The sequence below is a fragment of the Nostoc sp. CENA543 genome (genome assembly GCF_002896875.1).
Lineage (GTDB): Bacteria > Cyanobacteriota > Cyanobacteriia > Cyanobacteriales > Nostocaceae > Trichormus.
In genome coordinates, this window is record NZ_CP023278.1 from 439,873 (window position 1) to 454,679 (window position 14,807).

Here is a 14,807-nt window from a genome sequence, read left to right on the forward strand (position 1 = left end):
CAGTCCTAAAGTATACCTATAATTTAAAACTGCTTAAACCAGTAAGTCATCAGAATTTATACTATTAAATACGTATAAGTAAAGATGATCTCTAACTTTCGACTTTGCAATACCAGGATTACGGGTTAGGAGACATACCTTGCCAACCGATGTTTGCACCACCAGAGTTCATTAGCCATGCACCATTTTGGTTGGCTGATGAATTGTGCCACAGAATATCTATGTTGCCGTCTTGATTAAAGTCTCCAGTACCATAGATATCCCAGCCTGCGGGGTTGCCAGCCATGCCTTGCCAACCGATATTTGCACCACCGGAGTTCATCAACCATGCGCCATTTTGGTTAGTGGATGAGTTGTGCCAGAGGATATCTATGTGACCGTCGCGGTTAAAGTCTCCTGTGCCGTTGATTTCCCAGCCTGCGGGGTTGCCAGCCATGCCTTGCCAACCGATATTTGCACCACCGGAGTTCATCAACCATGCGCCATTTTGGTTAGTGGATGAGTTGTGCCAGAGGATATCTATGTGACCGTCGCGGTTAAAGTCTCCTGTGCCGTTGATTTCCCAGCCTGCGGGGTTGCCAGCCATAGGTTGCCAACCGATATTTGCACCACCGGAGTTCATTAACCACGCGCCATTTTGGTTGGTGGATGAGTTGTGCCAGAGAATATCTATGTGACCATCGCGGTTAAAGTCTCCAGTACCGTTGATTTCCCAGCCTGCGGGGTTGCCAGCCATAGGTTGCCAACCGATGTTTGCACCACCGGAGTTCATCAACCATGCGCCATTTTGGTTGGTGGATGAGTTGTGCCAGAGAATATCTATGTTGCCATCGCGGTTAAAGTCTCCTGTTCCCTCTATTTCCCATGTACCTGTAGATCCAACAATAGATAAAGAATAGTCGCCTTGACTACCGTTTGCTGCTCCAGCACCTGTGAGGGGATTATAATTTCTAGCTTGAGAACTTGCACCGTTGACACCTATTAAATATTGAGTACCAGCAGTTACATTTATTTGAACAGCACTGCCTCTGGTGAAAGTATTTTCATCATTATTAAAGGCGATTTCTGTACCGTTACTATTGAAGACTCGTAAAAAGGTATCAGCACTATAAATTTCATTTGCTCTGGTTTGAATGGTTACTTGACCACTAATCGTAGGGGTAAAGCGATAGATATCAATATCGTTAGCACCTACGAAAAAGCCGTCGTCATAGCCGATATTTTCAAAAATGGTGGAGCCAATGGAGATATTTTTCACATTGCCACTGGTGGAGGTGTTATTGGATAGGATATTGGTTTGAGACAGTGGTAAGAGTCTACTAGTATACTTATACTCTCCCGTGTCTCCTGATGAGCCACTACCAAGTTGAAAAGGATCAAAAGAGTCATTGCCATAGCCTGCTATGGCCACGAAGTAATCTGTATTAGCAGCAATTTGATAACGTAACAGTGAATCTAAAGATGACTCTGTTTCGTCGTCGTTAACAGCTAATAATCTGCCGTTTTTGTTGAAGATAAAGACGACTGTATCCACTTTATCTGTGATTGTGGAATCGCTGTAAGAATCAATATCGATTTCTAAAATGCCGGCAGTGGGAGAATTGATCTTGATAAAGTCTACGTCGCGATCGCCTACTTCAATAAACTCCCCAGTTGTAAAATTACTATCACCACCAATTACGCCTGGTGCTTTGATGCTGGGAAGTGGTCTGACGGAGCTATCTAGTGCCTGGGAGATGCTACCATTTTGGTCATTATTAAAAAACTGTACAATTAACTCATACTGACCACCTGTACCACTGGCAGAACGTCCACTGAGGTTGTTGGGATTATAGGCAGAGTTTCGATAATCAGAAACACCAATATACAGAGTTTGCCCTCGTTCTACTCTTAAGCCAATGAAGCTATCAGTAGTGTGTCCATAATAGTAGGTGCGATCTCTAGGGTCTTGAAAAACTAAATTCGGATATCTGGAGTCTGTGAACTCTGTGTAAGCTAAGTTGTTATTAAACGCTAAAGCATCATCATTTCTAAATAGCTCATTCCCACTAGCATCAAATACTCGTATGAATGAGTCAACAAAGTTGTTCTCATAAGGCGTATCAATATCAATGAGTAAAATCCCATTATCTGGTGCAATTAGCTTGAAGATATCAACATCTGCTGCACCAATAGTAATTCTTTGGTCAGAGTTTTCAATGGGATCAGAGCCTAAAATCCCTGGGAAAGTCAAAGGTGCTAAATCTGTACCCAAATTGACCGGAACTGCTCCACTCAGAATACCATTGGGGTCAGAGTTGCTAAGTTGGAATTGTAGGGAATAATTACCTGTAGCTGCTGCTACACCACTAGCAGCAACATTAGGATTATAGTTGCGATTGTTATTGCCACTTACACCTACATAATAAACCCCAGGATCGAGGGTAGCTGTAATGGTAGAAAATTTATTGCTGCCTACATCGTTGTTGAAAGCTATTTCTTGACCTGAAGAGTTAAACAGACGTAAAAGACTATCAAAATCTGCACGGTTTGTGGGATGAGAACTGAGTTGAATTGTAATTGTGCCACGTGATCGCACTTCAAATTTGATGATGTCAACATCTTTATTGCCCACATTGGTGGAAGTACCATCAATGCCAATACTACCCAAAATAGGATTAATGGCAACAGTACCATCTAATATTGGGCCTAGTATAGCTCCCTGAATCGTGCCATTCGGGTCGCCACTGGGAGCAGTTTGTTGGAATCTCCTTTGAATTTCTTGGACTGCTTTATATATATTTAAACGAGGGTAGGAAACATTTGTATTAGCAACGTTATCGTTTTCATCATCACCATCAAAAATAGTGTCTGCGGTTGAGCGCATAATCTGTACTACTTCTGATGGACTCAACAACCGTCCCCCAAATTGCATAGCAGCTTCCTGCATCAGAGCTACTGCTCCCGCCACTATGGGAGATGCCATACTCGTTCCACCCATCCCCTCAATACGATTTCCAGGTACAGTGCTTCTAATTAAAGCTCCTGGTGCAAATATTGTGTTTGGAGCAACTAAGCGTTGAGAAAAACTAGTTATGCGATCTGCCCCTGTGGTATAGTCAATGCCTCCCGATCCCCATTGGAAGTTGCGATTAACTCCATCTTGCCAAACAGCACCTACAGATAAGGTACTAAAAATGGCTGGTGCGCCAACATTCTGATACTCGTTATTTTTAAAGTAGTTACCGGCAGCCGAGACAACGACAACTCCTAATTCTTCTAATCTTCTGACTTCATCCAAGTATATAAAACCAGCAGCCTGAGAAGCGGAAGTATAAAATCCACTTCCCAGTGACATATTAACAGCAACAATGTTGTAACGGTCTTTATTTGCGATTACCCACTGTAAAGCAGCTTCAGTAACTGTGTTAGGAGCGCCGCTTGCATCATCAGGAAATACCTTTAAGCCTATGAGGTTGACATCAGGTGCAACTCCGATATTGGGATCTTCTGCCCCAACTGTACCTGCTACATGAGTACCGTGTCCACTTACTCCCTCGTTAGGGTTATCATCTCTATAATAGAAATCCCAGCCAGTAACATAGTTATCATTTAACAGAGAGTGAGTCCGATCCAAGCCTGTATCAATTACGGCTACCGTCATCCCACTACCATCAATTCCTGCAAAGCGTGAGTCATTACGTAGTTGAGTCAAACCAATCAGATTAAAAGCGGGGTTTGTCATAAGTGTATTTGTTGTTATGCACTATACTTAAAATAAATCAATGTGAACAATATTGTGGGTTATATCCACTTAAAATACGTAGATATAACTAGATAGGCAAGTAACTTTGGTCAACTAGTTGGGGTTCAAGAGCTAATTCAAGAGCTAAAAATATATCGTTTTTTATAAATCCTGATTTATACTGATAAAATTGACATTGTTGATTTTTAACTTAGATATATTTTTCAGTATTATCTCGTAGTCGTTGGGAAAAATCAAATAAAATTTCTATATATTGTTTATACAAAACTAAGTGATTTCCTCTATAGCTGTTAGTACAAAAATAAAATTAAGAATGGTCATTTTTACTAACTGAGCGCACTGACCACAAATAATGAGAACACTTGTTATCATTAAAAATTTTTAGCTTTTCAGAAAAACAATTACATAAACAGCAAAAACACCGCATAATCATGAGAGATTTAAGCGATCGCTATTCACTATACTGAATATGCTCTTGGAGATCGCTGGGAAAATTCAACTATGAGGTGCTTTCCGTAATGCAATGTCGTGTTTGTGACTCTAATAATCTGGAGATTGCGGTTGACTTAGGCTCGCAACCTTGGTGCAATCACTTCCTTAAACCAGAGGAAATTGGTCAAGAACCTTTTTATCCTCTGCGGGTTTTGTATTGTCACAACTGCGGTACAGTCCAGCTAGATTACACTGTGAAAAAAGAAATTATGTTTGGAGATCACACCTATTTATCAGGTGTGACTCGCTCTTTAAGTGAACATTTTAGAAATGTAGCAGAGGAAGTTGATAGCCGCTTTTTTCAGGATACTCAAAATAAGTCTGTGCTAGATATTGGTTCTAATGATGGGACTCAACTCAAGCATTTTCAAACGCTAGGTTATGATGTTTTGGGTGTGGAGTCTTCCAAAACTACGGCGAAGATAGCTAACGCAGCAGGAGTACCAACTTTAAACGATTTTTTTAATCTAGAAGTTGTGCAGCGATTAAACCGCAAATTTCACGTAATTAACGCGGCTGGAGTTTTCTTTCATTTGGAAGAACTGCATTCCGTAACGGAGGGAATTAGGGAAGCTTTGCGGGATGATGGGGTATTTGTTGTGCAGTTTCTTTACATGAAACGGATTGTAGAGAATCTAGCATTTGATCAGATTTATCATGAACATTTACTTTACTACAATCTCAACACGATTGAGGTACTGTTAAACAGACATGGATTATCTATGTTTGATGCTGATATTTCACCAATTCACGGTGGTTCTATTATTGGTTTTGTAACACATAAAGGGAAAAAAGCAGCAAGCGATCGCCTGCAATTTCTCCGACAATTAGAAGTTAAGGAAAAAAGCAACGAACTTTCAACATATTTAGAGTTTGCCCAAAGAATTGAACAAATGAAATGTGGCAATCTTACCTACTTAGCACAAGCAAAACAGCAGGGTAAGAAAATTTTTGGTTTCGGCGCACCTGTTAAGGGTAATACTATGCTAAATTACTTTGGGGTTGGCACTAATTATATAGATTGTTTGGTAGAAAAAAATGAATTGCGACGTGGACTTTATTCCCCAGGAATGCACATTCCCATAGTAATTGAGCAAGAACTAGAAGCACTACCAGATATTTATTACGTTTTAGCTTGGAATTTTAAAAAAGAAATTCTCTCTAATAATCAACATCTAATTGATCAAGGGATAGAATTTTACTTCCCTGTGAATCCCAAAGAAGCTTAAAGTATGAAAATTATAATTACCGGTGCTACAGGCTTTTTAGGTACAATACTTTGCTCTCATTTAGCAGCACAAGGACATGAGTTAGTCCGCCTCAATTCTCAAAATTGTGATTTGACTCAGCCAGACTCACTATTAAAATATAATCATCAAACTTACGATCACATATACCATTTAGCAGCTTGGACTCAAGCTGGTGACTTTTGTTTGTATCATCCTGGTGAACAGTGGATTATTAACCAGCAAATTAATACTAATGTATTGGCTTGGTGGCAAAAATATCAACCGCAAGCCAAGCTGATTAGTATGGGGACTAGTTGTGCTTATGCTCCTGATTTAGAGCTAATAGAAGAAAATTACCTAACAGGAATCCCAATTGATAGCTTGTTTACCTATGCAATGACTAAACGGATGCTCTACGCTGGTCAATTAGCACTGCATAAACAGTATGGTTTGAAATATCTGTGTTTAGTCCCTTCTACCCTCTACGGGCCAGGCTACCACACCGATGGGCGACAAATGCACTTTATTTTTGACTTAATTCGTAAGATTATGCGCGGTAAACGCTATGGGGAGCCAGTGGTTCTTTGGGGAGACGGATATCAATCCCGCGAATTGGTTTTTGTGAACGATTTTGTCAAAATTATGATTCAATTAGCAATTAATGTGGATAATCAACTCATCAACATCGGTGCTGGTGAAGAATTCACTATTAGACACTTTGCTAAATTGATTTGCGAAAAAGTAGATTATGATTTCGCATTAATCCAGTTTGATACAAAACGCTATGTTGGTGCTAAATCTAAGTGTCTAAGTGTTGGCAAACTGAAACAATATGTTCCTGATTTAACTTTAACTTCCTTAGAAGTTGGGTTGAGCAAAACTATTGAATGGTTTGGAACACAACAAGATAAACTGTTACCAAACAATAAGTGAGGAAGAACTTTGGATTACTGGGTGCAAGATAAACTTAAAAGCTTAGAATCTGCTTTCACAAAAGAGTATTGTCAGGCAATAGATAAAGTAGCGAGTTTAATAGTGAAAAGTTTTCAGCAAGGAAACACCTTACTGATTTGCGGTAATGGAGGTTCTGCATCTGATGCACAACATATAGCAGCTGAGTTTATTGGACGCTTTTTAATCAATCGTAAAGGATTACCTGCGATCGCACTTTCTACTAATCCGGCTACCCTCACGGCTTGGACAAACGACAACGAATTTGAAACCATCTTTTCTCGACAAGTGGAGTCTTTAGGTAAGCCTGGAGATATCCTCTGGGGAATTTCTACATCTGGAAAATCTCAAAATGTAGTTAAAGCTTTAAAGATAGCTAAACAACTAGGAATTATCACAATTGGTATGGCAGGTAATAACGGTGGAATACTAAAGGAAATTAGTGACTATTCCTTATTCGTTAGTGAACACCATACTCCTTTAGTACAAGAGATTCATGTGATCACTTATCATCGAATCTGTGAACAGGTAGAACTTAAATTATTCACGAAGTTAACTTAATTAAAGAAATTATTATTTTTACCTAAATAAATTTAACTTTATTTTATTTGTATAAATATGTATTTTGATAGTAAAAAGGCAAAATATACTAAACCGAACAAAGCTTTGTTTCTAGATAGAGATGGCGTTTTGATAGATTATATTCCATACCTAAGCCACCCACATCAAGTTAACATTCCGTTGAATGCAGGTGAAATTTTTAGGAAATGGCAAGACTCAGGATATTTATTAATAGTGATTACAAATCAGTCTGGTATTGCCAGAGGATATTTTACTGCCAATGATGTCGAGGTAGTTCATGCCAAAATACGCCAAGAGTATGAAAAAATGGGTGTGTATTTTAAAGATATCTTCATCTGTCCTCACCAACCATCAGATAACTGTCAATGCCGTAAGCCTTCACCATATATGTTGCAACAAGCTTCAGAACAGTATTTGATAGAACTTTCACATTCATATTTTATTGGTGATGCAATTAGTGATGTAGAGTGTGCCATTAATGCCGGTTGTAATCCAATTTTTTTACTAACAAATAGGACTTTAGTAGATGCTAAAAACTTAGCCCAAAAGCACCCATCTGTTTACATGATTAAGGAATTGAGTGAAACAATTCAACTCATTGAATGTTAACCTGTTTTCAGCAGTTTATGAATCACAATGATATAGAGCAAAGTCCAATATTGATTTCTCTAATTCCTAATCTTATGGGAGGAGAGGGACACATAATTCCGTATCATATTTCTGTGAGTAAAGCCGCAAAAATCTTAGGTTGGCAGCATCTAGTTATCCTGCCGCCGGACTCAAAAGTCAGTAATTTACCAACTAACTGGTATGCTTGCCTGAGCAGTGAAAACTTGGAAGCAAAAATTCATCCATTCATCAGAATATTGAAGTTTATAGATATTTTAAAATTGAGTCTTTCTATTGCTAAAAAACTACGACAGTATGTTTTAATTAACTCCAGACCTTCCATCATTTTTCTAGAAAGATTTATCCACGTACAACTTTTGGCATTACTGATAGCTATTTATCTAGTACCTACACCTACAAATAATTTATCAGTATGGTTACTTTACCGTAGAGATATACATAAAGATAAAACCGCTTGGATTTATAAAAATTTAAATCAAGCAATTAAGCTAAAATTAAAGCCGGGAAAATTTAAAATACTAACTGATAGTGATATTTTAGCCAATTCAATATCAAATTACTTTCAGGATTCTGTAAGTGTAATGCCCATACCACACACAGAATTTATTGATATTGAAGACACTCGTAAACAAGATGATGAAATCGTTTGTTGGTGGGCTGGCACTCCACGGTTAGAAAAGGGGTGGGAAATAGTTAAATCTTTAGTTAATTGCACTACTGATGAAGCAAATAAAATATGTGTTGTTGCTGCTCAAAGTTCTCAACTCATATCTACTACTGGTAGTGTTAGAATTAGGTTGGTTGCAGATAATTTGAGTAATTTAGACTATTTAACCTGGCTTAAAAAATCGGATATTATATTACTTCCATATGATGCGAATGCTTACAAAGAACGCACATCTGGTATTTTTGCAGAATGTATCATGGCGGGTAAAATTCCCGTTGTCACTGCTGGAACTTGGATGGCAAAAGAACTTTCAAAATACAATGTTCAGGAAGTGATTATAGATGATTGGAGTCAAACCCAAATTATTACCCAAAAAATTATTAAATTTGCTAATTCTTTAGAATTAAAAGCGAAAATCAAAGAAATTCAGAAAAATTATCGAAAATTCCATACTGTTGAGAGTTATGCCGTGGAAATAAAGAAATTATTTGATACCTCAGATCATGCTAAAAAGTTATCACCATAGAACCAAGAAAAGTATTAACACTATTATTGCTGCGTTTAATATATTAAAACAGCAGGACTAAATCGAGGATCAATTAATCATACGTTGGGAAGAAGGAGTAGAGAGATCAATTACCCATGCCAAATATCCTTTTTAGCAAAAAAATAAAATTAACAGCAATAAAATGATGTAAAATTTTAATATTTGCGATCGCCGATAAGTATATTCAGACAACACCAAGGAAATGCGTTATTTTAGTTGACTGTTTTGCATATCAATGCAAAACAGTTATGATTCCTGACAAATCATTTCTAGGAGTTAACTGACAAGTTGAGTAGGTGATGGCAAAATTTATAACTTTCTCATAGCGAACGAAGTAGAGTCAAGGAATGACAAGGGTTTTAGCAAATTTACGCTCTGTCACAGAGTGCAGTTTATTCAGACCTACTTAATCAACTGGTAGTGGAACTTTCATACATACTCAGACTTTAAGGCAAGATTTCGTAAATTTTGCTGATATCTGGTTTGATAGTAAGAAATATACTTTTAGTCCTAGTCTCATGCTACAATCTACTCTCTAATGCTATAAGATACACTTATGAACTGAGTTATTTGTAGTGTGTGGTAGTGTTTGTGTTGATCATACTTTTATAAGTATCATAAAATAATCAAAATAACCTAACTCTAATTTATAAAAATCGAAATAGATAATGAAAATATTAATCAATTGTATAAACCTTTTAAGTGATTCACAAGGAGCAGGTGGTGCTGGTAAATATGTTTATTCTCTAGTTTCAGGATTAGCGAAGATATCAGATGTTAGAGTCCTTGTGCAACCACATAATTTCCTTCGTTTTCAAAAAATTGGAAATATACAAGTAGTTCCCCTAGCTGATAATAATAGCAGAACTATCCAAGAAAATATGTCTTGGAGTGATATTTATTTGTGTCCCCTTAATGAGTTAGTTCCAAATTATATTTATTCAAAGATTCCAGTAGTCTCTTGCATTTTAGATTTGCAGCACGAAAAATATCCACACTTTTTTAAGGGTGGTATTTACGAAGCAAGAAGAAGTCATTACGGTTATGCTATATCAAGATCGGATGCAGTCATTACTATATCAAACCACGAAAAAGACCTAATTCAAAAAATATACGGTAAGCAAGAAGTTTATGTTACTTATCTTGCTGGGTACTTAGCTGATGAGTTTGATACTTGTTTTTCGCAATCTAACACAACTCATGAATTTAATATTCCAGATATTCCGTATCTTATTTATCCTGCTATTCCCTGGAAGCATAAAAACCATTATCGTTTAATAGAATCTCTTTGGTTATTAAAGCGTGAATATCATAAGTTCAACAATCTCAAACTAATCTTGACAGGAGCGCAAAAACATAATTTAACTTCATCATATTTTTTAGAACGAATGATTAATGATTTAGATATGCAGGATTCAGTAGATATTAGAGGCTTTGTGAGCGATGCGGAACTAGCTAATTTAATAAAAAAAGCTAAGTTAATGGTTTTCCCATCCCTGTATGAGGGTTTTGGTATCCCAATTGTTGATGCTATGAACTTTGGAACTCCAGTTTTGACAACATCTCTAGCATCTATTCCTGAAATTTGCCAGGATGCAGTGGCTTATCTAAAATATCCTTTCAATACTAAACTAATAGCACATGATATTGCGGAGCTACTCATGAACGAGGAAAGACTTTTGCATTTATCTAAATTAGGTTTAAAACAGGGATCTCAATACTCATTACAAAAAACAGCAGATGATACATTTAAAATCTTAACGGAAGTAGTCAAAAAATATCGTTCAGGAGAATGTATAAACTTTGTTACTGCGAAATCATCTGCACACGACAAGAATTACAAAACACAAAGGTTAACGCTATTGATAGATTACACTCCACAAATTAATTTGCAACACGTCGAACAAGCAGAAAATTTACAGCATCTCCCTCAATTTCTTCAAAAATATAGTTCTTTAGTCAATGTTATTAATATTCTGCCATTTGAATCTAATTTAACAAATTATTATCATAATTCAGATACGGTTAACATTCTAAATGTGTATTCTAGCAGAGAATATAAAACTCACTACCTTAATCTTTTTAGTTATATCATCGAATCCTTAATTGAGACTGACTATTTGATGTATTGTCCTTATGGTTTCAACCTCGATAACTTAAATATTCATCAAGCAATAGCAACACTTGATATTTGTACTGATTTATCAGCAATATCCTTCAATAATCAAATTAAGTACCCCAAAGTAGTTAATCATCTTAAAGGTAAAAAGCTATTGAATGAGTTTAATCTTTGGAAAAATAGCCCATTAGATTTTTTTCAACTTAAGATATTAAAAGTAAATATCCAAGATCAAAATAAAAATTTATCAACTTTGCAATTTCTTAGTTATTTTTTAGGAAGTTTAAAATATTTAGACGTGCCTATAAGTTAGCTAAAATCCTTATTTCTTTAAAACTTAATTAGTTCAGTGAGGATGAATTATATTCATGTATCCAAAAATATGTGCGGTTATACCAACTAGGAATAGGAAAGATATTACTTTAAGATTTTTAGAGTCTTTCTCAGAACAATCTTATCCAAATTTAGAGATAATTATTGTAGATGCCAATTCTACAGATGGTACTCAGGATGTAGTTTTAAGAAGATTCCCCAGATTAACGCTGATTAATGTTGATGATGATAGTTATTGGACAGCCTCAACGAACCGGGGCATTGAGCTTGCCTTAGAAAAAAATTGCGATTTTATACTAACTATCAATGATGACAGTAATATTGATACCGACTATGTAGCCAATCTAGTCGAAATCTCGGTAAAACATAATATATTAATACTAGGTAGTCGCATAGATTATATGCTTCAACCTGGTTTAATCTGGTCTTTAGGTGCATATTCACAATGGGGTACTAGGAGTATTTTACAGTTGTCTTATCATGCACAGTGGGCAGATAATCTACCTACTGAAATTATGAATAAGGACTATATTCAAGTAGATTCTCTACCAGGTAATGGTGTTTTAATTCATAGAAGCGTATTTGAAAAAATAGGAATATATAATGAATTATTCTTGCCTCATTATCATTCAGATTCTGAATTTATAATGAGGGCTGTAAAAAAGGGTATACCAGCCTATTGCGCTGTCAATACTGTAGTTTACAACGACTGTCCATTGGAAGAACATGAAATAAAAATTACCAATATTAAACAGTTAATATATACATATTTTAAGAAAAAATCTCATCTCTTTTTTCTACCTATATTTTACTTAACTGTTATGTATTGTCCTTTTGGTAGAAAAACTATAACATTAGTTTATGTATATTTAACACCAATTGTTTTTCCAATCAAAGACAAGCTTCTATTACTAATGATAAAATTGCAAAAGGTTAGGAGGTTATTTCTGAAATTGGGTCTTATGTTTATAAGTTGGCTGATAAATTTACGTTTTAGAAACGGCTAGAAAAGAACTCATCACTGCTCTAACTAGACAACACCGTTCTCATATGCCTGAAATCCTTATCTATAAAGTCCATCAAATATTTAGTTTTGTCCTGATGAACCAATGTAGTTAATTGGTTATATTGATAAAATTAAGGCTTAATTTAGATTGGGAACCCAAATATACCTTTGGGCAAATGCTTGAGTTAATAATTGATGGTGATCTAAAAAATTTGAGTGAAGGCAAAGCTTAAATATTTTCATGTTAAAAGTTGTAATTGATGCCACCCCAGTAGCTCCAAAACCAAGTGGGGTTGGCTTTTATGTTTTTAATCTAATATGTGCGCTTGACACACTACAGTCCTCAGAAAACTTTCAGTTAGGAATAGTTTATCAACCAGGTTTAAAAAAGTGGCTAAGTAGAGACTTTAGTTTTCCTCCTGCTCTGAAACATTATTCTTACAAGCATTTAATGCCTTTACCGGTAAGAATATCTGATTTATTATTAGATTTAAATTTTAGTCCCAGCTTATCTTATTTTGAAAAATATTTTGATTACCCAGATATATTACAAGGAACCAATTACTCAGTTTATCCCTGCAAGAATACCTTGAGGGTTATGAATATATATGATTTAACTTTTATAAAATATCCCAATTATGTAGATTCGGTTGTAAAAAATTATAAAGAAAAGGTCAAGCGTTGTTTGAAGTGGACAGATTTAGTTTTAACAATTTCGGAAAGCTCAAAACAAGATATTGTGAAATATTTGCAAATAAATCCGGAAAAAGTTTATGTTACGCCATTAGCTAGTCGCTATCATTCCAATTCTGTATCACCAGAACTTTTGGAGAGTTTGGAAATACAAGCTAAGTATGATTTCTCTAAGCCATATTTACTATTTGTCAGCACTATAGAACCAAGAAAAAATATTAATTCTATAATCACAGTGTTTAATTTATTAAAGCAAAACTATAAAGTCGAACATCAATTAGTATTGATTGGAAAAAAAGGTTGGGGTTATGAACCCATATTTTCTGCTATCGCAAGTTCTCCTTGGAGGGATGAAATACATCATCTAGACTATTTATCTGATGAATTAGTGGCATTATTTTATTCAAAAGCAGATGTTTTTGTGTATCCATCTCACTATGAAGGGTTTGGTTTGCCTGTTTTGGAAGCTATGACGTTAGGTGCGCCGGTTGTTAGTTCCAATACTTCATCAATTCCAGAAGTAGCGGGAGACGCTGCTATTTTGATAGATCCTCAAGATCCTATGCAACTAGCGGAAAGTATATTAAAAGTAATTAGCGATCGCCAGTTGCGACAGGATTTAATTGATAGAGGTAAAGCTAGAGCAAAACTATTCTCTTGGGAACGAACAGCAAGGGAAACATTAAACGCTTATAGAACAATTATTTAATGAGTACAAGTCAGTTAGTTATTAACTTATCTATCCTGTTATCTCAACCTACAGGGATAAGTAACTATGCTCAAAATATTGTTCCTTATTTACAACAGCTTAACCCTACTTTATTAACAGCTAATAGTTATCCTGAATTTAAATGCTATTCTGTACCTGATAATTTAACACCTGCTCATGGTACTAAAGGACATTTTCGCCGCTTAATGTGGACACAATCCCAGTTGCCGAAAATTTATCAAGAGTTAAAATCTCATCTTTTATTTTCACCTCTACCGGAAGCACCGATTTATAGCAACTGTCGCTTTGTTGTGATGTCTCATGACTTGATACCGTTGCGTTTTCCCAGGCGTTTTTCACCGTTGACACCCTATCATCGCTATTACGTTCCGCAGGTTCTCAAACAAGCGCAACATATTATTTGTAACTCGCAATCTACAGCTAGTGATATTGTCAATTTTTACCAAGTTCCAGCTAGTAAAATTACTCCGATTCCCTTAGCGCACGATCGCACCCATTTTCGTAATCTCAATTTACCAACTGGCAACTACTTTCTCTACATCGGTAGACAAGACCTTTACAAAAATCTGCACCGCCTGATTGCGGCTTTTGCTGCGCTACCCCACCATCATGACTACGAACTATGGCTAGCAGGCCCAACTGACAAGCGTTACACCCCACTGCTACAAAAACAAACAGCAGAATTAGGGATAACTCATCGTGTCAAGTTCCTGAGTTATGTACCTTACGATGAATTACCTACAATTATTAATCAAGCGATCGCACTTGTATTCCCTAGTCTGTGGGAAGGTTTCGGTTTCCCCGTTCTAGAAGCAATGGCTTGCGGTACACCAGTGATTACATCAAATTTGTCATCTTTACCAGAAGTAGCTGGTGACGCAGCCATTTTAATTAATCCCTACAACACAGCAGAAATCACCGATGCAATGCAGATGCTAGCTAATGATATTAAATTGCGATCGCAACTTTCAACCCAAGGTTTAGCTCAAGCCAATCAATTTAGTTGGGAAAAAACTGGACTTGCTACTGTTGAAGTATTATCTCGTCATCTATAAATTAGCTGCTGATGAGAGCAGTAAACTT

Annotated in this window: 10 protein-coding genes; 9 read left to right on the top strand and 1 reads right to left on the bottom strand. The window is 36.2% G+C overall.

The window, feature by feature from the left end:
• Positions 1-118 precede the first annotated feature (118 nt).
• Entirely contained in the window at positions 119-3,724 is a 3,606-nt protein-coding gene (locus CLI64_RS01865; RefSeq protein ID WP_103135638.1) for a S8 family serine peptidase, read from the bottom strand.
• A gap of 539 nt (positions 3,725-4,263) precedes the next feature.
• On the opposite strand from CLI64_RS01865, the gene CLI64_RS01870 reads away from it, so the two are divergent.
• The 9 genes from CLI64_RS01870 to CLI64_RS01910 all read left to right on the top strand — a co-directional run bounded on the left by CLI64_RS01870 (position 4,264) and on the right by CLI64_RS01910 (position 14,779).
• Entirely contained in the window at positions 4,264-5,466 is a 1,203-nt protein-coding gene (locus CLI64_RS01870; protein ID WP_103135639.1) for a class I SAM-dependent methyltransferase, read from the top strand.
• 3 nt (positions 5,467-5,469) lie between these two features.
• Complete coding sequence (locus CLI64_RS01875; RefSeq protein ID WP_103135640.1) at positions 5,470-6,399, top strand: NAD-dependent epimerase/dehydratase family protein; 930 nt, start codon at positions 5,470-5,472, stop codon at positions 6,397-6,399.
• 9 nt (positions 6,400-6,408) lie between these two features.
• Positions 6,409-6,978: a D-sedoheptulose 7-phosphate isomerase gene (gene gmhA, locus CLI64_RS01880; protein ID WP_103135641.1), complete on the top strand. Its 570-nt coding sequence runs from the start codon at positions 6,409-6,411 to the stop codon at positions 6,976-6,978.
• 57 nt (positions 6,979-7,035) lie between these two features.
• A complete protein-coding gene (locus CLI64_RS01885; protein WP_103135642.1) occupies positions 7,036-7,608 on the top strand; it encodes an HAD-IIIA family hydrolase in 573 nt (190 codons plus the stop codon).
• A 17-nt stretch (positions 7,609-7,625) separates the two neighbouring features.
• Positions 7,626-8,822 carry a hypothetical protein gene (locus CLI64_RS01890; protein WP_103140549.1) on the top strand — a complete coding sequence of 399 codons (1,197 nt, stop codon included), beginning with the start codon at positions 7,626-7,628 and terminating at the stop codon, positions 8,820-8,822.
• A 689-nt stretch (positions 8,823-9,511) separates the two neighbouring features.
• Complete coding sequence (locus CLI64_RS01895; protein WP_103135643.1) at positions 9,512-11,275, top strand: glycosyltransferase family 1 protein; 1,764 nt, start codon at positions 9,512-9,514, stop codon at positions 11,273-11,275.
• 55 nt (positions 11,276-11,330) lie between these two features.
• Positions 11,331-12,302 carry a glycosyltransferase family 2 protein gene (locus CLI64_RS01900; RefSeq protein WP_103135644.1) on the top strand — a complete coding sequence of 324 codons (972 nt, stop codon included), beginning with the start codon at positions 11,331-11,333 and terminating at the stop codon, positions 12,300-12,302.
• Between the two features lie 240 nt (positions 12,303-12,542).
• Positions 12,543-13,703 carry a glycosyltransferase family 1 protein gene (locus CLI64_RS01905; RefSeq protein WP_103135645.1) on the top strand — a complete coding sequence of 387 codons (1,161 nt, stop codon included), beginning with the start codon at positions 12,543-12,545 and terminating at the stop codon, positions 13,701-13,703.
• On the top strand, positions 13,703-14,779 hold the full coding sequence (locus tag CLI64_RS01910) for a glycosyltransferase family 1 protein (protein WP_103135646.1): 1,077 nt from the start codon (positions 13,703-13,705) through the stop codon (positions 14,777-14,779). The genes CLI64_RS01905 and CLI64_RS01910 overlap by 1 nt, the downstream gene beginning before the upstream one ends.
• Positions 14,780-14,807: the final 28 nt, after the last annotated feature.